22 protein-coding genes and 1 other RNA gene are annotated in these 19,878 nt (G+C 66.5%); 16 read left to right on the forward strand and 7 right to left on the reverse strand.

The features are described from left to right. Positions 1–5: 5 nt before the first annotated feature. The 5 genes from fumC to VGN82_RS24265 form a co-directional block, all read right to left on the reverse strand. Positions 6–1,415 (reverse strand): class II fumarate hydratase, encoded by a 1,410-nt coding sequence (gene fumC, locus VGN82_RS24245; RefSeq protein ID WP_327529635.1) that lies wholly within the window; start codon positions 1,413–1,415, stop codon positions 6–8. Between the two features lie 93 nt (positions 1,416–1,508). Next, a complete protein-coding gene (locus VGN82_RS24250) occupies positions 1,509–2,135 on the reverse strand; it encodes an SspB family protein (protein ID WP_327529636.1) in 627 nt (208 codons plus the stop codon). Between the two features lie 57 nt (positions 2,136–2,192). After that, positions 2,193–2,604: a transfer-messenger RNA gene (ssrA, locus tag VGN82_RS24255) on the reverse strand. Between the two features lie 42 nt (positions 2,605–2,646). Further along, positions 2,647–2,958 (reverse strand): hypothetical protein, encoded by a 312-nt coding sequence (locus tag VGN82_RS24260; protein ID WP_327529637.1) that lies wholly within the window; start codon positions 2,956–2,958, stop codon positions 2,647–2,649. A gap of 187 nt (positions 2,959–3,145) precedes the next feature. After that, complete coding sequence (locus VGN82_RS24265) at positions 3,146–3,463, reverse strand: PepSY domain-containing protein (protein WP_327529638.1); 318 nt, start codon at positions 3,461–3,463, stop codon at positions 3,146–3,148. A 189-nt stretch (positions 3,464–3,652) separates the two neighbouring features. On the opposite strand from VGN82_RS24265, the gene VGN82_RS24270 reads away from it, so the two are divergent. The 8 genes from VGN82_RS24270 to VGN82_RS24305 all read left to right on the forward strand — a co-directional run bounded on the left by VGN82_RS24270 (position 3,653) and on the right by VGN82_RS24305 (position 10,092). Further along, positions 3,653–4,459, forward strand: coding sequence for a thymidylate synthase (locus VGN82_RS24270; protein WP_327529639.1), 807 nt, complete (start codon positions 3,653–3,655; stop codon positions 4,457–4,459). Next, positions 4,456–4,938, forward strand: coding sequence for a GNAT family N-acetyltransferase (locus tag VGN82_RS24275; RefSeq protein WP_327529640.1), 483 nt, complete (start codon positions 4,456–4,458; stop codon positions 4,936–4,938). Before VGN82_RS24270 ends, VGN82_RS24275 begins: the two co-directional genes overlap by 4 nt. A gap of 3 nt (positions 4,939–4,941) precedes the next feature. Continuing rightward, positions 4,942–5,457 (forward strand): dihydrofolate reductase, encoded by a 516-nt coding sequence (locus VGN82_RS24280; RefSeq protein ID WP_327529641.1) that lies wholly within the window; start codon positions 4,942–4,944, stop codon positions 5,455–5,457. A 153-nt stretch (positions 5,458–5,610) separates the two neighbouring features. Then, positions 5,611–6,777: an FtsH protease activity modulator HflK gene (gene hflK / locus VGN82_RS24285; RefSeq protein WP_327529642.1), complete on the forward strand. Its 1,167-nt coding sequence runs from the start codon at positions 5,611–5,613 to the stop codon at positions 6,775–6,777. Next, positions 6,774–7,700 carry a protease modulator HflC gene (gene hflC, locus VGN82_RS24290; protein ID WP_327529643.1) on the forward strand — a complete coding sequence of 309 codons (927 nt, stop codon included), beginning with the start codon at positions 6,774–6,776 and terminating at the stop codon, positions 7,698–7,700. The genes hflK and hflC overlap by 4 nt, the downstream gene beginning before the upstream one ends. A 20-nt stretch (positions 7,701–7,720) precedes the next feature. Next, on the forward strand, positions 7,721–7,906 hold the full coding sequence (locus tag VGN82_RS24295) for a DUF2065 domain-containing protein (RefSeq protein WP_327529644.1): 186 nt from the start codon (positions 7,721–7,723) through the stop codon (positions 7,904–7,906). 133 nt (positions 7,907–8,039) lie between these two features. Further along, positions 8,040–9,608, forward strand: coding sequence for a Do family serine endopeptidase (locus VGN82_RS24300; protein WP_327529645.1), 1,569 nt, complete (start codon positions 8,040–8,042; stop codon positions 9,606–9,608). 142 nt (positions 9,609–9,750) lie between these two features. Next, on the forward strand, positions 9,751–10,092 hold the full coding sequence (locus VGN82_RS24305; protein WP_327529646.1) for a DHCW motif cupin fold protein: 342 nt from the start codon (positions 9,751–9,753) through the stop codon (positions 10,090–10,092). 57 nt (positions 10,093–10,149) lie between these two features. Here VGN82_RS24305 and serB read toward each other — a convergent pair whose 3' ends face one another. Next, entirely contained in the window at positions 10,150–11,034 is an 885-nt protein-coding gene (gene serB, locus VGN82_RS24310; protein WP_327529647.1) for a phosphoserine phosphatase SerB, read from the reverse strand. 17 nt (positions 11,035–11,051) lie between these two features. On the opposite strand from serB, the gene miaA reads away from it, so the two are divergent. Further along, positions 11,052–11,987, forward strand: a complete 936-nt coding sequence (miaA, locus tag VGN82_RS24315) for a tRNA (adenosine(37)-N6)-dimethylallyltransferase MiaA (protein ID WP_414644399.1) — start codon at positions 11,052–11,054, stop codon at positions 11,985–11,987. A 4-nt stretch (positions 11,988–11,991) separates the two neighbouring features. On the opposite strand, the gene VGN82_RS24320 is transcribed toward miaA, so the two are convergent. Then, positions 11,992–13,452: a GGDEF domain-containing protein gene (locus VGN82_RS24320; protein WP_327529648.1), complete on the reverse strand. Its 1,461-nt coding sequence runs from the start codon at positions 13,450–13,452 to the stop codon at positions 11,992–11,994. 338 nt (positions 13,453–13,790) lie between these two features. Between VGN82_RS24320 and VGN82_RS24325 the strand changes: the two genes are divergently transcribed. The 7 genes from VGN82_RS24325 (at position 13,791) to ilvC (ending at position 19,706) form a co-directional block, all read left to right on the forward strand. Then, positions 13,791–15,554: an acetolactate synthase 3 large subunit gene (locus tag VGN82_RS24325; RefSeq protein WP_327529649.1), complete on the forward strand. Its 1,764-nt coding sequence runs from the start codon at positions 13,791–13,793 to the stop codon at positions 15,552–15,554. A gap of 106 nt (positions 15,555–15,660) precedes the next feature. Beyond that, entirely contained in the window at positions 15,661–16,389 is a 729-nt protein-coding gene (locus VGN82_RS24330) for an aspartate/glutamate racemase family protein (RefSeq protein WP_327529650.1), read from the forward strand. Then, a complete protein-coding gene (locus tag VGN82_RS24335; RefSeq protein ID WP_327529651.1) occupies positions 16,386–17,099 on the forward strand; it encodes a glutathione S-transferase family protein in 714 nt (237 codons plus the stop codon). Before VGN82_RS24330 ends, VGN82_RS24335 begins: the two co-directional genes overlap by 4 nt. Next, entirely contained in the window at positions 17,096–17,635 is a 540-nt protein-coding gene (gene ilvN, locus VGN82_RS24340) for an acetolactate synthase small subunit (RefSeq protein WP_327529652.1), read from the forward strand. Before VGN82_RS24335 ends, ilvN begins: the two co-directional genes overlap by 4 nt. A 10-nt stretch (positions 17,636–17,645) precedes the next feature. Continuing rightward, positions 17,646–17,867, forward strand: a complete 222-nt coding sequence (locus VGN82_RS24345) for a hypothetical protein (RefSeq protein WP_327529653.1) — start codon at positions 17,646–17,648, stop codon at positions 17,865–17,867. A gap of 131 nt (positions 17,868–17,998) precedes the next feature. After that, on the forward strand, positions 17,999–18,649 hold the full coding sequence (locus VGN82_RS24350) for a TetR/AcrR family transcriptional regulator (protein ID WP_327529654.1): 651 nt from the start codon (positions 17,999–18,001) through the stop codon (positions 18,647–18,649). A gap of 37 nt (positions 18,650–18,686) precedes the next feature. Further along, the gene (gene ilvC, locus VGN82_RS24355; RefSeq protein ID WP_327529655.1) at positions 18,687–19,706 is read left to right on the forward strand and encodes a ketol-acid reductoisomerase; all 1,020 of its coding nucleotides are present in this window, start codon (positions 18,687–18,689) and stop codon (positions 19,704–19,706) included. Positions 19,707–19,878: the final 172 nt, after the last annotated feature.

The raw sequence follows: 19,878 nt of genomic DNA on the forward strand, positions 1-19,878 counted from the left end.
CCGATTCAGGCCGGGCCGAGCATGCGCTCGGGCCTGACCGTGGCATCGAAGAGTGCGGCGTCGACGCCGGCGCGGAGGGCCTCCTCGCGCAGCGTCGAGCCGTTGTGGTGGGCCGCCTTGGCGATGCCGGCGGCCTGGTCGTAGCCGATCGCCGGAGCCAGCGCGGTGACCAGCATCAGCGAGCGCGAGAGGAGCTCCTGGAGTTGCGTCTCATTGGCCTCGATGCCCTCGACGCAGTTGACGCGGAAACTTTCGGCAGCATCGGCCAGCAGCCTGACCGATTGCAGGAAGGCGGCCGCGATCACCGGCTTGAAGACGTTGAGCTCGAAATGTCCCTGGCTGGCGGCGAAGCCGATCGTGGTCTGGTTCCCCATCACCTGCGTCGCGACCATGGTGAGCGCCTCGGCCTGGGTTGGATTGACCTTGCCGGGCATGATCGAGGAGCCGGGCTCGTTCTCCGGCAGGCTGATCTCGCCGAGGCCCGAGCGTGGCCCGGAGCCCATCAGGCGGATGTCGTTGGCGATCTTGAAGAGGTCCGCAGCGAGGGCGGCGAGGGCGCCATGGGAGGCCGCGAGCGCGCCATGGCTCGCCAGCGCCTCGAATTTGTTCTCGGCGGAGCGGAAGGGCAACCCCGTCAGAACGGCAGCTTCCTTGGCGAAGAGGGCCGCGAAATCCGGATGGGTGTTGAGGCCGGTGCCGACGGCGGTGCCGCCCTGCGCCAGCGCATGAAGTCCCCCGAGCGACGCCTCGATCCGGCCGATGCCGAGGTGGAGCTGCATCGCATATCCGGAGAACTCTTGGCCGAGCGTGACGGGCGTGGCATCCTGCAGATGGGTGCGCCCGATCTTGACCAGGTTCTTGAAGGCCTCGGCCTTCTCGGCAAGCGCCTTCTCGAGCAGGCGCAGCGCCGGCAGCAGGGAGCGAGAGACCTGCAGCGCGGCAGCGATGTGCATCGCGGTCGGGAAGCAGTCGTTGGAGGACTGGCCGCGGTTGACATGGTCATTGGGGTGGACAGGGCTCTTGGCGCCGAGGCCGGCACCGAGCAGTTCATTGGCGCGGTTGGCCAGCACCTCGTTGACGTTCATGTTCGACTGGGTGCCCGAACCGGTCTGCCAGATCACCAGCGGGAAATGGCCGTCGAACTTGCCGGCGAGCGCCTCGTCTGCGGCATGCCCGATGGCTCCGGCGACGCGCTGGTCGATAAGGCCGAGCCGCGCATTGACATGCGCCGCCGCCTTCTTGACCAGGACCAGTGCATGGATGAGCGGCAGCGGCATGCGTTCGCGCTCGCCGCCAATGCGGAAATTCTCCAGCGAGCGCTGCGTTTGCGCGCCCCAATAGCGATCCGCGGGGACGGCGATCGGGCCGAAGGAGTCGGTTTCGGTGCGGTGCTCGGAAGTCTGGTGCGCGGACATGGGCGGCCTGCTCGTTCGAGGGGCTGCCGTCAGCGGCGATGCGCGTCCGGAAAAGCCCGGTGAGGTTCTTGCCGGTCGGGCTTTTCGGGTGGGTCAGGTCTTCTTGCGGAAGGAATCGAGGCTGACGACCTGTGCGCCGCCGCCGTCTTCGCCGGGGGCGGCCTCCGGCTCGCCGGTGCCGGCTTCGTCGGTGCCGGATTTGGCGGCCTTGGACCCGCCCTTGCCCTTGATCGCGGGAACGCCGGCGGATGTGGCCTTGACGGGCAGGGCGACCGGCGCCGGCGGGGCCTCGCTCGGTTCCGAACCCGCCCCGCGGGTCTTGGTGCCGGGAGCCGGATCATTGGCGGAGGCGCTGTCGGCGGTGTCCTGCGTCTCGAATTTCAGCCCGAACTGGACGGAGGGATCGAAGAAGGTCGTGATCGCGTCGAAGGGGATCAGCAGCCGCTCGGGGACGCCCGAGAAGGACAGCCCGACCTCGAAGGCATGCTCGCTGACGCTCAGATCCCAGAACTGATGCTGGAGCACGATCGTCATCTCGTCGGGATGCTTGTCGCGCAGCCGCTGGGAAACGCGTACGCCCGGTGCCGCGGTGCGGAAGGTGATGTAGAAGTGATGATCGCCCGGCAGGCCATCCCGCCCAGCCTCGGTCAGAATCTTGCGCACGACCCCCTTCAGTGCCTCCTGCACCATGAGATCGTAGCGAAGAACATCCTTTGACATCGGCTCGGGGCTTCCACTTTCAGTATCCGGACGCATTGCCGGTCAGGCCATCAAAAAAGTGGAGGCTTCTGTTGCCAGGCGCCTCCGGGCCCCGCCTTACGTCGCTAAACGGAAGGACTTAGGTTTGGGAACCAGCACCGCTTACGCGGCGACAGCAACCCGAGCATTGTTGTCGTTGGCAACTATGCGTTAGCCCTATAACGGCGGAACCATACCGGGCAAAAGAACGGCCTTTACACTCTCGTCGATCCTATTTCGCCCCCGCCGCAACCCTGCCACGAAGTGGCCTGGCCAGCCCGCGGTCCAAGATCCCGCAGGCCGCCCCGAAGCTTGCGCCGCAGGGCTGTGGTGGAGGCGCCGGGTACCGCCCCCGGGTCCGAAAAGCTTATTCCGACGCTCGTTTATCGCCATAGCCGATCTTGCGAACGGCACGGTCAATATAGGGGCTGCGTGGCCGCGGGGAAAGAGAGGAAGGATGCATCGCCGGCTTATTTCGGAGTACGCCTCTTTTTCAGTCGAGGACACTGCCGTCATGCGCGTGGATGTCGAGCGCCTTCTCATTCCCCGCACGATCGCGCCCGGCGACCTCCCAAAGCTCGCCTGAGAGCACGATTTCCTCGATATGGTCGACGCCCGCGCGCCAGGCGATCTGGCGCGCGGATTCCTCCGAGACCCGGGGGGCCTTGGCCTGGGTGGTGGCGACGACGCTGTGGCTGCGCGCCTTATGCTGCGGCGATTCAGGTGCGACCGGCGGCGCGGTGTCGGCGCCAACGAAACCTGTTGCCAGCCAGGCCGCTCCGGCAAAGACAGCAATATGTTTCACTGTCCCCTCCTGCTTCAGCGAAGGTGGCAGGAGGCGCGACGATTGTGGCGGGCCGAGTGGCGAGAGCTGTCGCAATCATTCACATCGGCTCCCGATCACGTGATCGGAACGTGCCGGTCCATGGCGGGTCCGCCAAGCCAGCCCAGTCAAAGCAGGCCGCCAGAGCGATCCGCTCATGTGGATTCGGTCATGGCCTGGCTCCAGCGGAGGCGGGGCGATCCCTCTGCATCTTCATCACCGTCCCGTCCGTCGCGTTGAGATCGATCTCGATGGTTGCGCCCGTGCTGTCGCGGCCCTCGATCTCCCATTTTCCGTCGTCGAGCTTGATCTCCTCGACGCGCACGAGCCCGTGCTCCTTGGCGATGCGCCGGGCATCGTCCAGCGAGATCGCCGGTTCGCCGGGACGGATCGGGGTCGGTAGCTGGGTCTGGGCGTGGAGGAGGCTCGCAGGGGCGCCGAGCAGGGCCGATAGCAGCAGGGCGCGGGCGGCGGTGCGGATCGTCATACAGGATCTCCTGCTCGGGAGGATGCGAAAGGGTTCGTCAAACAACCGATTGGCAGCTGGGTCGGTTCCGAATGCTGACAGGAACGGGGCGGCCGACAGTTAGAAGAAAACGGGGGATGCCGTTTGCGACGGGCGCGCCATTGCGGAGCGCCATCGCTATGGTGGCGCCGTTTCGACCGGGATTCGCTCATGCGCCAGTATCACGACCTGCTTCGACGCGTCCTGGACGAGGGTGTCCGCAAGGATGACCGCACCGGGACGGGCACGCTCGCCGTGTTCGGCCACCAGATGCGCTTCGACCTGAACGAGGGTTTCCCGCTCGTCACCACCAAGAAGCTGCATCTGAAGTCGATCATCCATGAGCTGATCTGGTTCCTGCGGGGCGACACCAATGTGCGCTACCTGCAGGAGAACGGCGTCACGATCTGGGACGAGTGGGCCGACGAGAACGGCGATCTCGGCCCGGTGTACGGCCGGCAGTGGCGGTCCTGGCCCGCGCCGGCAGAGGACGGTTCGTCGGGCACGATCGACCAGATCGCCTGGCTGGTGAACGAGATCAGGCGCAATCCCGATTCGCGCCGGCTGATCGTCTCGGCCTGGAACCCGGCCGACATCCCGAAGATGGCGCTGGCCCCCTGCCATTGCCTGTTTCAGTTCTTCGTCGCCGACGGCAAGCTGTCCTGCCAGCTCTATCAGCGCTCGGCCGATGTCTTTCTCGGCGTGCCATTCAACATCGCGAGCTATGCGCTGCTGACCCATATGGTGGCTCAAGTCACGGGTCTGGGCGTCGGCGAGTTCGTCCACTCCTTCGGCGACACGCATCTCTATGTGAACCATCTCGACCAGGCGAAGCTGCAGCTTTCGCGCGAGTTCCGGCCGCTGCCGACACTGAAGCTCAATCCGGCTGTGTCGCGGTTGGAGGATTTCCAGTTCGAGGACGTGACGATCGAGGGCTACGACCCGCATCCGGCGATCAAGGCGCCGATCGCGGTATGAGCCTCACCATCCGCCCGGCTCGCCCGGACGAGGCCGGGCTCGTGCTCGATTTCATCAAGGCGCTCGCCGAATACGAGCGGCTGGCGCATCAGGTCACCGCAAGCGAAGCCGAGATTGCCGACGCGATCTTCGGCGCGAATCCGCGCGCATTCTGCGACATCGCCGAATGGGATGGCGAGCCGGCCGGCTTCTCGGTGTGGTTCTATACCTACTCGACCTTCAGCGGCCGGCACGGCATCTGGCTGGAGGATCTGTTCGTGCATCCGCATCTGCGCGGCAAGGGCATCGGCAAGGCGCTGATCGCGGCGCTTGCCAAGCGCTGCGTTGCGGAGGGGTTGCCGCGCCTCGCCTGGTGGGTGCTGAACTGGAACGAGCCCTCGCGCGTGTTCTACCGGTCGATCGGTGCGAAGGCGCAGGACGAATGGACCGTGAAGCGGCTCGACGGCGAGGCGTTGAAGCGTCTTGCGGAAGGGGGCTGAGCGATGGTGCAGCTTCCCGTCGTGGTGATCGCGGCGATCGCCGACAACGGCGTCATCGGCGACGACAACCGGCTGATCTGGCGGCTCAAGACCGATCTGCGCCATTTCCGCAGCCTGACGATCGGACGCCCGGTACTGATGGGGCGCAAGACCTTCCTCTCGATCGGCAAGCCCTTGCCGGGCCGGGAGACGATCGTCCTGACACGTGATCCCGGCTTCCGGCCCGATGGCGTCCATCTGGCGCATTCGCTGGAGGAAGCACTCGCGACCGGGCAGCGGCTCGGCCTGGGCCTGGGCGCCGATTCCGTGACGGTCGCGGGCGGCGCGGAGGTCTATCGGCAGGCGCTGCCGCTGGCCGGCCGGCTCGAGTTTACGCAGGTCCATGCGACGCCCGAAGGCGACGCCCTGTTTCCCGAATGGGACGCCTCGGCCTTCGTCGCAGAGGCGCGCGAAAACCACCCCGCCGGCCCCGATGACGAGCATCCGTTTACCTTCGCGACGTTTCGCCGCCGGGTCTGAGCGGCTTTCCGTTGATGTTGAAGGCCTTGCGTCGTTGACGAATCCATGGCCCATGCCCAAGTCAGCCCAGCACGCTCCGGCTGTGGGCGCTGACAAACGACCGCCATTCGCCTATTGCAGGGCTGGTCGGCAGAGAAAGGGAACGGCGCAAGTATGCCTTGGAGCAACCAGAGCGGCGGTGGCAATAACGGGGGCGGACCCTGGGGCCAGCGCGGGGGAAGCGGCGGCGGCGGTGGCGGCGGCCCCTGGGGCGGTGGCTCCGGCGGCGGCAATAGCGGCCCGCCCGATCTGGAGGACATTCTGCGCCGCAGCCAGGACCGGCTGAGGGACATGATGCCGGGCGGCAATCTCGGCAGCCGCGGGCTGATCTTCGGCATTCTCGCCCTGATCGTGATCTGGCTCCTGACGGGCTGGTACATCGTCCGTCCGAACGAGGTCGGTCTCAATCTTCGTTTCGGCAAGTTCATCGGCAAGACCGGCGAAGGCCTGAACTACAACTGGCCTTATCCGATCGGCAGCGTGATCAAGCCGCAGGTGACGAACGTCATCACGACTGAGGTCGGCTTCCGGACCGTCGAATCCGTGCGCGCCTCGCGCCAGTCCGACGTGATCGAGGAAAGCCTGATGCTTACCGGCGACGAGAACATCGTCGACATCGACGTGATCGTGCAGTGGCAGATCGATCCGGCGGCGCCGGAGAACTACGTCTTCAACATCCAGGATCCACCGGGGACTGTGAAGGCCGTCGCCGAGAGCGCGATGCGCGAGATCATCGGGCGGCGCAACATCCAGCCCGTGCTGACGACCGATCGCTCGGCAATCGAGACCGAGGTGCGCCAGCTCATGCAGGAGACCCTCAACAGCTACAATGCGGGCGTGCAGATCCGCCTGGTGCAGCTGCAGAAGGTCGATCCGCCGCAGCAGGTCATCGACGCCTTCCGCGACGTCCAGGCGGCACGCGCCGACCAGGAGCGCCTGCGCAACGAGGCGCAGACCTACGCCAACCGCGTCGTGCCGGAATCGCGCGGTCGCGCGGCCCAGCTCGTCCAGGCGGCCGAAGCCTTCAAGGAGCAGACGGTCGCCGAGGCGCTTGGACAGGCGAGCCGCTTCAACGCGGTCTATCAGCAGTACAAGAGGGCCCCGGCCGTGACGCGCGAACGTCTCTTCCTCGAGACGATGGAGCGCGTGATGGGCGGTACCGACAAGGTGATCATCGATAGCTCGGGCACAGGGCAGGGCGTCGTGCCCTATCTGCCGCTCGACCAGTTGCAGCAGAGGCGTCCCGTTCCGGGCGCCCCGCAGACGGGAGCTGTCCGATGAACGGCGCCATCATCCGCATCGGCCTGCTCGTCGTCCTCGGCATCGCGGCCGTCGTCTTCTACGCCATGACCTTCGTGGTCCAGCAGACGCAGTCGGCTCTCGTGCTGCGCTTCGGCGCCGTGCGCAGCGTCGTCACCGAGCCCGGCCTCTATTTCAAGCTGCCGGCGCCGTTCGAGCAGGTGACCCTGCTCGACAACCGCATCCTCGATCTCGACCTGCCGGCGCAGGAAATCATCGCCTCCGACCAGAAGCGCCTGGTGGTCGATGCCTTCACGCGCTATCGCATCTCCGATCCGCTGAAGTTCTACCAGGCGGTCAACAACATCCCGCGCGCGAATTCGCAGCTTGCCTCGATCGTGAACGGCAATGTCCGCTCGGTGCTGGCCGATGCGAGCTTCACCTCGATGGTCCGCAACGACCGTGCGCGGCTGATGAACCGCATTCGCGACGAGGTGAACCGCGAGGCCGCCCGCTTCGGCATGACGGTGGTCGATGTCCGGCTGCGACGCGTCGATCTGCCGGCGGCCAACTCGGCGGCGGTGTTCCAGCGCATGCAGACGGAACGCCAGCGCGAGGCAGCCGAAGCTCGCGCGCTCGGTGCCCAGCAGGCGCAGGAGGTCCGGGCTCGGGCCGACAGGGAGTCGACCGTGATCGTCGCCGAGGCGCAGCGCCGCTCCGACGAGATCCGCGGCGAGGGCGAGGGCGAGCGCAACCGCGTCTTCGCCGAAGCCTTCGGGCAGGACGAGGAGTTTTTCACCTTCTACCGCTCGATGCAGGCCTATGAGGCCAGCATCAAGGCGGGCGATACGAAGATGGTGCTGTCTCCCGATTCGCCGTTCTTCCGGTTCTTCAACGGACCGAATGCGCCCCGGCGCGACGCGGCTCCAGCCACGCCGGCGACGCCGGCGCCGGCCCGGCCCTGATTCAGCCATAGGCGCCGCGTATGTGGGATTTCATCGCGGCGCTGGGCCTTGTTTTCGCGATCGAAGGCATCCTGTTCGCAGCGGTGCCGAACCTCGCCAAGGACGCGCTTCGCAGCGCCGCCGAGACACCGCCCGACCGTATGAGGCTGATCGGCCTCGGCTCGGCGGTGCTCGGCGTGTTGCTTGTCTGGCTCGTGCGCGGCTGACGACACGGCAGGTGCACGCGATCGTGTTAGATGCCATGATCGTGTGTCGACCTTCCGCCGCAATTCGAGGTTCAATCTAGGTCGGGTTCTCGCGCCGCGCGGCTCGCCCGAATTTTCTTTCACGAGGACACTGATGGCAAATAATCTCGCCTCTGCTTTCGGCTCTCCGGCTTCCGCCTCGCCCTCCCTGGCGTCACGCGCGCGCCGGGCTGCGCTGGTGGCGAGCGTCGGGGCGCTTTCGCTTCTCGCCTCTCCGGTCATCGCCCCCGCTCAGACCGCCTCGGCGCCTGTCCTCGAAGGCCGGGTCTCGCTGGCCGATCTCGCCGAACGGGTGATGCCGGCCGTGGTCAACATCGCGGCGGTGACGACGAGCGACACGCGCGGCCGCACCCTGCCGCAGCTGCCGCAGCTTGGCCCCGACACGCCCTTCGGCGACCTGTTCGAGGAGTTTTTCAACCGCCGCGGCCAAGGCCAGCAGGGCCAGGGCCAGCAGGGTCAGGGCCAGCCGCCGCAGCAGCGCCGTTCGCAGTCGGCCGGTTCCGGCTTCGTCATCGATCCCTCAGGAATCGTCGTCACCAACAATCACGTCATCGGCGACGCCAACGAGATCACGGTGATCTTCAATAGTGGCCTGCGCCTCAAGGCTGAGGTGATCGGCAAGGACGCGAAGGTCGATCTCGCAGTGCTGCGGGTGAAGCACGACAAGCCGTTGCCCGCGGTCAAATTCGGCGACTCCGACAAGATGCGGATCGGCGATCCGGTCATGGCGATCGGCAACCCGTTCGGCCTCGGCGGCTCGGTCTCGTCGGGCATCGTCTCGGCGCGCAACCGCGACATCCAGCAGGGGCCGTACGACACCTACATCCAGACCGACGCCGCCATAAACAAGGGCAATTCGGGTGGGCCGCTGTTCAACATGGCGGGCGAGGTGATCGGCATCAACACCGCGATCCTGTCGCCGACGGGCGGCTCGGTCGGCATCGGCTTCGCGGTGCCGTCGGCGCTTGCCAGCAACATCGTCGACCAGCTCAAGGAGTTCGGCGAGACCCGCCGCGGCTGGCTCGGCGTGCGGATCCAGAGCGTCGACGATGCCACCGCCGAGGCCCTGGGTCTCGGCACGGCGCGCGGCGCCCTCGTCGCCGGCATCGACGACAAGGGCCCGGCCAAGCCCGCCGGCCTCGAGGTCGGCGACGTCGTGACCAAGTTTGACGGCAAGGAGGTCAAGGATTCCCGCGACCTGCCGCGCATCGTGGCTGCGACGCCGGTCGGCAAGGACGTGCCGATCACGATCATGCGCAAGGGCAAGGAAGAGGTGAAGACGGTCAAGCTCGGCCGCCTCGAGGATGGCGAAAAGGTCCAGCCCGCGTCGGTCAAGGCGCCAGCCGAAGCTGCCAAGCCAGCCGTGACCACCGCGCTCGGCCTCGAATTCTCGCCACAGACCGAGGAACTCCGGAAGCGCTATTCGATCAAGGACGGCGTCAAGGGCGTGGTCATCACCAAGGTCGATCCCAATTCTAACGCCGCGGACAAGCGCGTGCTCGTCGGCGAACTGGTCGTCGAAATCGGCCAGGAGGCGGTGAATTCGCCCGAGGATGTGACCAAGCGGCTCGATGCCCTCAAGAAGGAGGGCAAGAAGTCGGCCCTGCTGCTGGTCTCGAACGCACAGGGCGAGGTTCGCTTCGTCGCCGTTTCGATGAACTGAGCCTCGTCTCGGCATTCGTCATGCGAGGGCGGCCCATCCTGGGCCGCCCTTTTTCGTGTCCGGATCGGACAAACAACCGATATGCATGGGCCGCCGCGCGCCTGGAGAGACAGGGGCGCTGCGGCTGCGACGGAGAGACGAGATGAAACTGACCGACATTGCCTTCGTCACCACCGACTGGTCGACGGTACCGGCGGAGCGGCATGCCGGTGAGGTGGGCGAAGCGATCTGGCGCACACAGTATTTCGGGCCGGAGGAGAACCGCATCCGGGTTCGCATGGTCGAGTACACGCCGGGCTATGTTGCCGACCACTGGTGCTCCAAGGGCCACATCATCCTGTGCCTCGAAGGCGCGATGGACACGACGCTGGAGGATGGGCGCGTGATGCCGCTCAGGGCCGGCATGTCCTATCAGGTCGCTGACGGCGCCGAGGCGCATCGCTCCAGTACCGTGACCGGCGCGAAGCTGTTCATCGTCGACTAGGCATCGGCCGAAAAATGCTGCGCGGCTTTCGGGCAGGCCGATGCAATGAGGCCGGGATCAGCGGACGATCTCGGAGCCCGCATAGCCCTGGGCGTAGAGCAGGGCGGTGAGGTCGGCATGGTCGAGCCGGGCATCGGCAGCGGCGGCGACCGCCGGCTTGGCGCGGAAGGCGACACCGAGTCCAGCTTCGCCGAGCATGGCGAGATCGTTGGCGCCGTCGCCGACGGCCAGGGTCTGCTCAAGGCCAAGGCCACGGCGCGCGCGCAGTTCGATCAGGGCATCGAGCTTGGCCTGCTTGCCGAGAATCGGATCGGCGACTTCGCCGCGCAGGATGCCGTCATCGGCCAGCAAGATGTTGGAGCGATGCTCGTCGAAGCCGATCGTCGCGCTGATCGGGCCGGTGAAGACGGTGAAGCCGCCGGAGACGAGGGCGGTATAGGCACCGTTTGCGCGCATCGTCATGACGAGCGCCCGGCCGCCCGGCGTCAGCGTGATGCGCTGCTCGATGATCTCGTGGACGACAGCGAGCGGGACGCCCTTGAGCAACGCGACGCGCTCGCGCAGCGCCGGCTCGAAGGCGATCTCGCCGCGCATCGCGCGTTCGGTGATCCCGGAGACCTTTTCCTTCAGACCGACATAGGCGGCGAGTTCGTCGATGCACTCCTGCCCGATCATGGTCGAGTCCATGTCGGCCAGGAACAGCGCCTTGCGCCGTGTCGCGGCCGGCTGGACGATGATGTCGATCGGCGCCGCTCCGAGCAGCTGGCGCAGATCCGCTTCGAGCTTGCGCGCATCGCCGGCTTCCGCGAAGAGGTCGGCAGCGATCTCGCCATCGAGCCGCCCGCTGCGCAGGATTCCCGGCAGGCTGGCAGAAAGATGTTTCAGCAGCCCGTCGTCGAGCAGGGCCTGTCCATGGGCGGAAACCAGTGTCGCGACGAGCATGTGAAGGGCCGGATCAGGTGATGATGGACGGGGCGGAGATCAGGGCGGTGCTCATCGCAGGTCCGACCGCGAGCGGCAAGTCCGCTCTGGCGATCGAGATCGCGCGACGCCTGGGCGGCACCGTGGTCAACGTCGATTCCATGCAGGTCTATGCCGATCTCAGGGTCCTCTCGGCACGCCCGACGCCTGAGGAAGAGGAGATCGTGCCGCATCGGCTCTACGGTCATGTCGACGGCGCGATCAATTATTCGGCGATGCGCTATGCAGAGGATGTTGCGGGCGTGCTGTCGGAGCTTGGCCGGACCGGCTCCCTGCCGATCCTGGTCGGCGGCACGGGCCTCTACTTCAAGGCGCTGACCGACGGCTTCTCGGCGATCCCGCCCGTGCCGGAGGCGGTCCGCTCTACCTTCCGGGCGCGCGTCGACGGACAGGAGACGGGCCTGCTTCACGCCGAGCTCGCGCGCCTCGACCCGGTCATGGCGGAACGGCTCAGGCCCACGGATCGGATGCGCATCATGCGTGCGCTCGAGGTTCATCTTGCCACTGGGCGGTCGATCGCCAGCTTCCAGGGCGAGCGCCATCCCGGGCCGCTGGATGCGCTGCCGATGCTGAAGCTCTTCATCCACCCGGAGCGCGAGGAGGTGCGCTCGCGCATCGACCGGCGCTTCGAGCAGATGATCGCGCAGGGCGCGCTGGACGAGGTCGCGGCCTTGCGCGAGCGCCGGCTCGACCCGCTTCTACCGGTCATGCGGGCACATGGCGTTCCCGGACTGATCGCCCATCTCGACGGTGAGATCGGACTGGACGAGGCCATCGCGCGCGGCCAGGCGGATACGCGCGCCTATGCCAAGCGGCAGGTCACCTGGTTCCGGCATCAGATGGCGGGCTGGCAGGCAGTCGCTCCCGAGGGCGCGCGCGAGGTTGCGCTGCGCGCCCTTGATGCCGGGCTGTGAGCGGTCAGGCCGCGACCGAGACGTCGGGATCCGAGATCCGAATACAGCTGCGGCCCTCGTTCTTGGCGCGGTAGAGGGCGCGGTCGGCGCGCTCTACCAGGGCCGCGAGCGTCTCCGGGCTGGATCGCGTGGCGATGCCTAGGCTGGCGGAGACCTGCAGCGCCAGCGTCTCGGAGACCGGCAGGCGGCGGGAGGCAAGGGCATCCTCGACCCGCAGCGCGATGCGCAGCGCCGCATCGAGGTCGGCGCCGGGCAGCAGGATGGCAAATTCCTCGCCGCCGAAGCGGCCGACGAGATCGCGCTCTGTCCGGACCAGGCCGAGCAGCACATCGGCGAAAGCCCGGATCACCGCATCGCCGGCCGGATGGCCGTAGCTATCATTGACCGACTTGAAGTGATCGAGATCGACCACGATCAGCGAGATGTCGCTGCCGCTCTGCTCGGCGTCGAGGATCGCCGCATTGGCCTTCTCGCTGAAGGAGCGGCGATTGAGCAACGCCGTCAGCGGATCGGTTTCGGCCAGGCGGCGCAGTTCCTTCTCGCGCTCCTCGCGCTGCTCGATATCCTGCGAGAGGGCGCGGCGGGTGGCCCGCTCGCGGCCGATCTCCAGAGCGAGCGTCGCGGCACGGCTCTGGAGGGTCTGGTTGGCGACGATCAGGTCGGTCACATCCGTGATCGTCAGGACGAGCCCGTCGCCGAGGGGCGCGACTGCAATCTGCAGCCAGGCGGTCTGGCCCTTGGCCGAGTAGCAGGTCTCGATCATGTCTGGGCGGCGCAGGTCGAGCGCATAGAGGCAGCGCCGCCAGACCATCGGATCGGCCAGGAAGGGCAGGGAGATCCTGGCGTCCTCGTCGAGAAGTTCGCCATCGGGGCGCCTCGCGAGCGCGGCGGCGCGGCGGTTGGCCGTGATGACCACGGTCCGCTCGACGCGGCCGTCGAGGTCGCGGACGGCGCGCAACGCCACGATGCCGGATGGCGAGGTTTCGAGCACCGTCCTCAGCATCTCCTCGTGGAACTGCAGCGGCCGGCTGAACGCGATGACATAGCGGCTGCCATCCGCGGCCGTGGCCGGCATGAGCAGGCGCTCCCAGAGGCAGACGCGGACGGTCGCTTTCGACCGATGGACGGTATAGGTCGGTTTGCCGCTGGCCAGGGTCTGGTCGCAGCAGGCGATGGTGAAACGTGCCACCTGCGGCGTCATGCCCGAGACGCGCTCGCTGAGTCGGCTGGCTCCGGTATAGCGAATGATCTCGCGGCCGTAGTGGATGAAGGCGTAGTCACCGTCGCCGGTCGGAGCGAGGACCAGGAGGTCCGCGCCGAAACGGGGCATGACCGCGGCGAGGAAGCTCTCATAGAGGACGCGGCCGTCGCCGTCGCGGTTGAGCAGGAAGTGCTGCAACAGGTCCGCCACTTCCGGCGCGTGGGCGCGTGCAGCGATGTTGTCGGTGTGAACTTCCTGGTACATGGTCGTCCTGTAGCGAGCGCGGCGACCGTAACAACCCGAAGTTGAAAAAGGGTTCCACTGCGATATCGGATTTGCTGCAGTGCCGTCCTGGAGCGGGGCTGCATCGTTGTCATGGTTTGCGCTTGACCACCGCGCCGGGGTCGATTAGCGTCCCGCAACATCTGCAAAGGGTCGAGGCGCGATGCGCAAGCTTATTATCGTACGGGTGCGCTGGTAGGGGCCGGTTCTGAAACGAACCGCGTCAACCCCGACGCCAGCGCACGTCCAGGCCCCACGAGGGCCTTTTTTATTGCCCGTTTTCGACCTTGACCCCAACCGAACTGCCGCAGGAGACCGTTATGAGCGAGATGATGACCGGTGCCGAGATGGTCGTCCGCGCGCTTCAGGACCAGGGCGTCGAACATCTGTTCGGCTATCCCGGTGGCGCCGTGCTGCCGATCTATGATGCGCTGTTCCAGCAGGACAAGGTCAAGCATGTCCTCGTCCGCCACGAGCAGGGCGCCGTCCACGCCGCCGAGGGCTATGCCCGCTCGACCGCGGGCAAGGTCGGCTGCGTGCTCGTGACCTCGGGCCCCGGCGCGACCAACGCCGTCACCGGTCTGACCGATGCGCTGCTCGACTCGATCCCCCTCGTCGTCATCACCGGCCAGGTCCCGACGCATCTGATCGGCTCGGACGCCTTCCAGGAATGCGACACGGTCGGCATCACCCGCTCCTGCACCAAGCACAACTACCTGGTGAAGAGCATCGCGGACCTGCCGCGCATCCTGCACGAGGCCTTCTACGTCGCCTCCAATGGCCGCCCGGGCCCGGTCGTCGTCGACATCCCGAAGGACATCCAGTTCGCCAGTGGCTCCTACAGCCGGCCGCGCGACAACCAGCACAAGACCTATCGCCCGACGGTCAAGGGCGACCTCGGCGCGATCAAGGCGGCGGTCGCCCTGATGGCGAATGCCAAGAAGCCGGTCTTCTATACCGGTGGCGGCGTCATCAATGCCGGCCCGCACGCTTCCGCGCTGCTGCGCGAACTCGCCCGGCTGACCGGCTTTCCGGTCACCTCGACCCTGATGGGGCTCGGCGCCTTCCCGGCCGCCGACAAGCAATGGCTCGGCATGCTCGGCATGCACGGCACCTACGAGGCGAACCTCGCGATGCATGACTGCGACGTCATGATCAACATCGGCGCACGCTTCGACGATCGCATCACCGGCCGGATCGACGCCTTCTCGCCGCGCTCGAAGAAGATCCACATCGACATCGATCCGTCCTCGATCAACAAGAACGTCAAGGTCGACATCGGCATCGTCGGCGACTGCGCCCATGTGCTCGAGGACATGGTCCGGATCTGGCGCGAGACCTCGCCGCAGATCGACAAGACAGCGCTGACGGCGTGGTGGACGCAGATCGACGGCTGGCGTGCGCGCAAGAGCCTCGCCTACAAGAAGTCGGATTCGGTCATCAAGCCGCAATACGCGCTGGAGCGGCTGCACGCGCTGACCAAGGACCGCGACACCTACATCACGACCGAGGTCGGGCAGCACCAGATGTGGGCGGCGCAGTATCTCCAGTTCCAGGAGCCGAACCGCTGGATGACCTCGGGCGGCCTCGGCACGATGGGCTACGGCCTGCCGGCGGCGATCGGCGTGCAGATGAAGCATCCCAAGGCTCTCGTCATCGACGTCGCCGGCGAGGCCTCGATCCTGATGAACATGCAGGAGATGTCGACGGCCGTGCAGTATCGGCTGCCGGTCAAGATCTTCATCCTGAACAATGAGTACATGGGTATGGTGCGCCAGTGGCAGGAGCTGCTGCATGGCGGGCGCTATTCCGAGAGCTACTCGCAGTCGCTGCCGGACTTCGTGAAGCTGGCCGAGGCCTATGGTGGCCACGGCATCCGCTGCGACGACCCGGCCAAGCTCGACGACGCGATCATGGAGATGATCGAGACGCCGAAGCCCGTGATCTTCGACTGCCTCGTCGCCAAGGAAGAGAACTGCTTCCCGATGATCCCGTCGGGCAAGGCCCATAACGAGATGATCCTGCCCGATTTCGAGGGCGACACCGGCGAGATCATCGACGCCGAGGGCAAGCAGCTCGTTTGATCAAGCAGCGTCGTGCTCGGGCTTGTCCCGAGCATCTCGGGCAGGATCGGAGCTGCGTCCTGCCGTGGCTTCGTGAGCCGCTGCGCCCACGAATGAAGACTTCGGCATGACACGGGGACAGGGCATGACGACAATCGGCCTGATCGGCGGCACGAGCTGGGAATCGACCGCGGTCTATTACCGCCTTCTCAATGAGGGCATCCGTGCGCGCCGCGGCGGCCTGCACAGTGCCGAGATCCTGTTGCACTCGCTTGATTTCGCACCGCTCGCGGCACGGATGACGGCGGGCGACTGGGACGGCGTCGGCGATGTGCTGGCGGCGAGCGCGCGCCGGCTCGAGCGCGGCGGTGCCGACTGCGTCCTGCTCTGCACCAACACCATGCACAAGGTCGCTGACTGCATCGTCGCGGCGACGCGACTGCCCTTCCTCGATCTCGTGGATCTTACAGCGAAGACGATCGCCGGCTCCCGATCGCGGCGGCCGCTGCTGCTCGCCACCGGCTTCACCATGGAGCAGCCTTTCTACCGCGAGCGGCTGGCGAAAGCTGGGCTGGCGCCGATCGTTCCGGGCGAAGCGGACCGGGCCGCGGTGCACCAGATCATCTTCGCCGAACTCTGCCGGGGCGTGGTTTCACCGCAGTCGAAGGAGCGGTTCCTCGAGATTATCGTCCGGGCGACGGAAGAGGAGGGCGCTGACGGCGTCATCCTCGGCTGCACCGAGATTGGCCTGCTGATCTCGCAAGCCGATGTCACGCTGCCCGTGTTCGACACGACGGCGTTGCATGTCGAGGCCGCGCTCGACTTCGCGCTCGCCGCAGAAAGCCAGGCCGCATGAAACTCGTCATCGCCAACAGGAACTATTCTTCCTGGTCGTTGCGGCCCTGGCTGCTGCTGACCGAATTCGGGATTCCCTTCGAGGAGGTGCTGGTGCCGTTTGGCCCGACCTTCGACGACCCCGACTGGAAGCGCGCGATCTCCGCCTTCACGCCGGCCGGCAAGGTGCCGGCGCTTGTCGATGGTGACATCCGGGTGTGGGAGTCGCTGGCGATCATGGACCATGTCGCCGATCTGTACCCCGATCTCGCCATCTGGCCGCGGGATCCCGTTGCGCGGGCGATGGCGCGCTCGATCTCGGCCGAGATGCATGCCGGCTTCCAGGCTTTGCGCGGCGCCTGCCCGATGAATCTCGCCTGGGTCCATCCGACGCGCGATCGCGGGCCCAAGGTTGCTGCCGATGTCGCGCGGATCAGCACGATCTGGCGTGAGGCGCGGGAGCGCTTCGGGGCAGGCGGCCCCTTCCTGTTCGGTGCATTCACGGCGGCGGATGCGATGTTCGCGCCGGTGACGGCGCGCTTCAGCGGATACGGCATAGTGCCGGATGAGATCAGCACCGCCTATTGCGCGGCGGTTCAGGCGACGCAGGGCTTTAAGTCCTGGCGCGCAGGCGCTCTCGCCGAGCCGTGGATCATTGCCGAGGACGAGGTCGACGAGCCCGTCCTGACCGATTTTCGCCCCTCTCTCAGCCGCAGCCGAGTCTCCTCATGAACACGTCGACGCACTACCCGAACGCCCCCGTCGCGCAGCCTGTCGCCCGTCACACCCTTGCGGTGATCGTCGACAACGAGCCGGGCGTGCTCGCTCGCATCGCCGGTCTGTTCTCCGGCCGCGGCTACAACATCGAGAGCCTGACGGTGTCCGAGACGGAGCACGAGAAGCATCTCTCGCGCATCACGGTCGTGACCTCCGGCACGGCGAACGTCATCGACCAGATCAAGGCGCACCTCGACCGGCTGGTGCCGGTGCATCGCGTCGTCGACCTGACCCTCCAGGGCGAGGCGCTCGAGCGCGAACTGGCCCTGGTCAAGGTCGTCGGCAAGGGCGAGCACAGGGTCGAGGCGATGCGGCTGGCCGCTGCCTTTGGCGCGCGCACGCTCGACGCCTCGCTGACCTCCTTCGTCTTCGAGCTGACCGGCTCGACCGAGGAAATCGAGCGCTTCATCAAGCTGATGACGGTGGTCGGGCTGACGGAGGTCTCGCGCACCGGCATCGCCGCGATGAGCCGTGGACCGGACGCGATGTGACTGCCGGTCGATGGCACCTGAAACGCTCAACATGGTTGCGCTGGGGCTGGGCATCGCCGGCTTCGGCTGCTTCGCTTGGCCGATCCTGCAGCGCTTGAGCGGCAAGGCCGCACCAGAAGTGCCCGGCAGCGGCAAGAGCTTGCGCTCGCCGCTGTGGTGGGCGGGATTCATCCTGACCATCGCTGCTATCTTTCTGCAGCGCATGGCGAGCCAGCAGGCGGGTGGCCTCTAGATTCGCCTGCCAAGCCTTCGACAGTGGGCGGATGGCCGCGGTACGAGATCCTTCTTGCCGGCGCGATCCGCCTGCGCTAGAGAGCCGAACCGTAACGTACGGTACGGCCAATCACTCGACCCTCGGCGATCATGTCGGCAACGCGAAATACAGCGGATACGGAAGAGCCGACGGCCCGCCAGCAGGCCGTGCTCGATGCCGTTCTGTCGCTGATGGTGGAGGAGGGCGACCAACTTACCATGACCGCGGTGGCGCGCCGGGCTAGCTGCTCGAAGGAAACGCTCTACAAGTGGTTCGGCGACCGTGACGGGCTGCTGACGGCGACCGTGCGCTGGCAGGCCGCACGCGTCCGGGCCGGCCGCTACGATCGGCCGACGCTCGACATCGCCGCCCTGCACGATAGCCTCAAGGGTTTCGCGGCGACCTGGCTCACCGTGATCTCGAGCCCGACCTCGATTGCGCTGAACCGCCTCGCCATCGGCGATGCGGCGTCGCGCAAGAGCAATCTCGGCCGGATCGTCCTCGAGAATGGGCGCTTTGCCATCGCGGAGCGGCTGCGGCCCGTGCTCGAGGCGGGTCGCGAGGCGGGGCTGCTCGCCTTCGACGACTCCGAGACGGCATTCCGCACCTTCTTCGGCCTTGTCGGCCGCGACGTTCAGATCCGACTCCTGCTCGGCGACAGCCTCACGCTCGGTCGTGGCGAGATCGAGCGTGACGCTGCCCGGGCCACCGACCAGTTCCTCGCACTTTACGGGCGGAAGACAGCCGCGCCGGAAGCCTGAAGAAACCACCCAGACGACCCAAGGAAGGACACCTCACATGCGCGTCTATTATGATCGTGATGCCGACATCAACCTGATCAAGGGCAAGAAGGTCTGCATCGTCGGCTACGGCAGCCAGGGCCATGCCCATGCCCTCAACCTGCGCGATTCCGGCGTCAAGGACGTGGTCATCGCGCTGAAGGCCGGCTCGCCGACCCGCAAGAAGGCCGAGGAGGCCGGCTTCGCGGTGATGACCCCGACCGAGGCCGCCAAGGTCTCCGACGTCATGATGATGCTGACGCCGGACGAACTGCAGGCCGACATCTATCGCGACGAACTGCATGCCAACATGAAGCAGGGCGCGGCGCTGCTCTTCGCCCACGGCCTCAACGTGCACTTCAACCTGATCGAGCCGCGCAAGGATCTCGACGTTCTGATGGTCGCCCCGAAGGGCCCCGGCCACACCGTTCGCTCCGAGTATCAGCGCGGCGGCGGCGTGCCGACCCTGATCGCGATCCATCAGGACGCGACCGGCAACGCCCATGATCTCGGCCTGTCCTACGCCTCGGCCAATGGCGGCGGCCGCGCCGGCATCATCGAGACCAACTTCAAGGAAGAGTGCGAGACCGATCTGTTCGGCGAGCAGGTCGTCCTCTGCGGCGGTCTCGTCGAGCTGATCAAGGCCGGCTACGAGACGCTGGTCGAGGCCGGCTACGCCCCCGAAATGGCCTATTTCGAGTGCTTGCACGAGGTGAAGCTGATCGTCGACCTGATCTATGAGGGCGGCATCGCGAACATGAACTACTCGATCTCGAACACGGCCGAGTATGGCGAGTACGTCACCGGCCCGCGCATCATCACCGCCGAGACCAAGGCCGAGATGAAGCGCGTTCTGGCCGACATCCAGTCGGGCAAGTTCACCCGCGACTGGATGCTCGAGAACAAGGTCAACCAGACCTCGTTCAAGGCGACCCGCGCCCGCTACGCCGCCCACCCGATCGAGGAAGTCGGCGCGAAGCTGCGCGACATGATGCCCTGGATCAAGGCCAAGGCCCTCGTCGACAAGACCAAGAACTGAGGCCTCGGGTCCAGGCCGCTACTCGCCGTTTGAATCAACTCCTTGCGGAGTTGATTCAGGAGCGGTCTGCAAGACTCTGATCTGGAACGATTTATCAAGGCGGGCGCAGCGATGCGCCCGCCTTTCTGCATTCGCGCATGACGGCGTCCCAGCTCGGCCGGAACCGATCCCG

Source organism: Allobosea sp., from assembly GCF_035999205.1.
Lineage (GTDB): Bacteria > Pseudomonadota > Alphaproteobacteria > Rhizobiales > Beijerinckiaceae > Allobosea.

What these genes read in the sequence shown, in the direction of transcription:
- fumC (WP_327529635.1), bottom strand. Translation starts at nt 1,415, where the DNA reads ATGTCCGCGCACCAGACTTCCGAGCACCGCACCGAAACCGACTCCTTC.
- VGN82_RS24250 (WP_327529636.1), bottom strand. Translation starts at nt 2,135, where the DNA reads ATGTCAAAGGATGTTCTTCGCTACGATCTCATGGTGCAGGAGGCACTG.
- VGN82_RS24265 (WP_327529638.1), bottom strand. Translation starts at nt 3,463, where the DNA reads ATGACGATCCGCACCGCCGCCCGCGCCCTGCTGCTATCGGCCCTGCTC.
- VGN82_RS24270 (WP_327529639.1), top strand. Translation starts at nt 3,653, where the DNA reads ATGCGCCAGTATCACGACCTGCTTCGACGCGTCCTGGACGAGGGTGTC.
- VGN82_RS24275 (WP_327529640.1), top strand. Translation starts at nt 4,456, where the DNA reads ATGAGCCTCACCATCCGCCCGGCTCGCCCGGACGAGGCCGGGCTCGTG.
- VGN82_RS24280 (WP_327529641.1), top strand. Translation starts at nt 4,942, where the DNA reads ATGGTGCAGCTTCCCGTCGTGGTGATCGCGGCGATCGCCGACAACGGC.
- hflK (WP_327529642.1), top strand. Translation starts at nt 5,611, where the DNA reads ATGCCTTGGAGCAACCAGAGCGGCGGTGGCAATAACGGGGGCGGACCC.
- hflC (WP_327529643.1), top strand. Translation starts at nt 6,774, where the DNA reads ATGAACGGCGCCATCATCCGCATCGGCCTGCTCGTCGTCCTCGGCATC.
- VGN82_RS24295 (WP_327529644.1), top strand. Translation starts at nt 7,721, where the DNA reads ATGTGGGATTTCATCGCGGCGCTGGGCCTTGTTTTCGCGATCGAAGGC.
- VGN82_RS24300 (WP_327529645.1), top strand. Translation starts at nt 8,040, where the DNA reads ATGGCAAATAATCTCGCCTCTGCTTTCGGCTCTCCGGCTTCCGCCTCG.
- VGN82_RS24305 (WP_327529646.1), top strand. Translation starts at nt 9,751, where the DNA reads ATGAAACTGACCGACATTGCCTTCGTCACCACCGACTGGTCGACGGTA.
- serB (WP_327529647.1), bottom strand. Translation starts at nt 11,034, where the DNA reads ATGCTCGTCGCGACACTGGTTTCCGCCCATGGACAGGCCCTGCTCGAC.
- VGN82_RS24320 (WP_327529648.1), bottom strand. Translation starts at nt 13,452, where the DNA reads ATGTACCAGGAAGTTCACACCGACAACATCGCTGCACGCGCCCACGCG.
- VGN82_RS24325 (WP_327529649.1), top strand. Translation starts at nt 13,791, where the DNA reads ATGAGCGAGATGATGACCGGTGCCGAGATGGTCGTCCGCGCGCTTCAG.
- VGN82_RS24330 (WP_327529650.1), top strand. Translation starts at nt 15,661, where the DNA reads ATGACACGGGGACAGGGCATGACGACAATCGGCCTGATCGGCGGCACG.
- VGN82_RS24335 (WP_327529651.1), top strand. Translation starts at nt 16,386, where the DNA reads ATGAAACTCGTCATCGCCAACAGGAACTATTCTTCCTGGTCGTTGCGG.
- ilvN (WP_327529652.1), top strand. Translation starts at nt 17,096, where the DNA reads ATGAACACGTCGACGCACTACCCGAACGCCCCCGTCGCGCAGCCTGTC.
- VGN82_RS24345 (WP_327529653.1), top strand. Translation starts at nt 17,646, where the DNA reads ATGGCACCTGAAACGCTCAACATGGTTGCGCTGGGGCTGGGCATCGCC.
- VGN82_RS24350 (WP_327529654.1), top strand. Translation starts at nt 17,999, where the DNA reads ATGTCGGCAACGCGAAATACAGCGGATACGGAAGAGCCGACGGCCCGC.
- ilvC (WP_327529655.1), top strand. Translation starts at nt 18,687, where the DNA reads ATGCGCGTCTATTATGATCGTGATGCCGACATCAACCTGATCAAGGGC.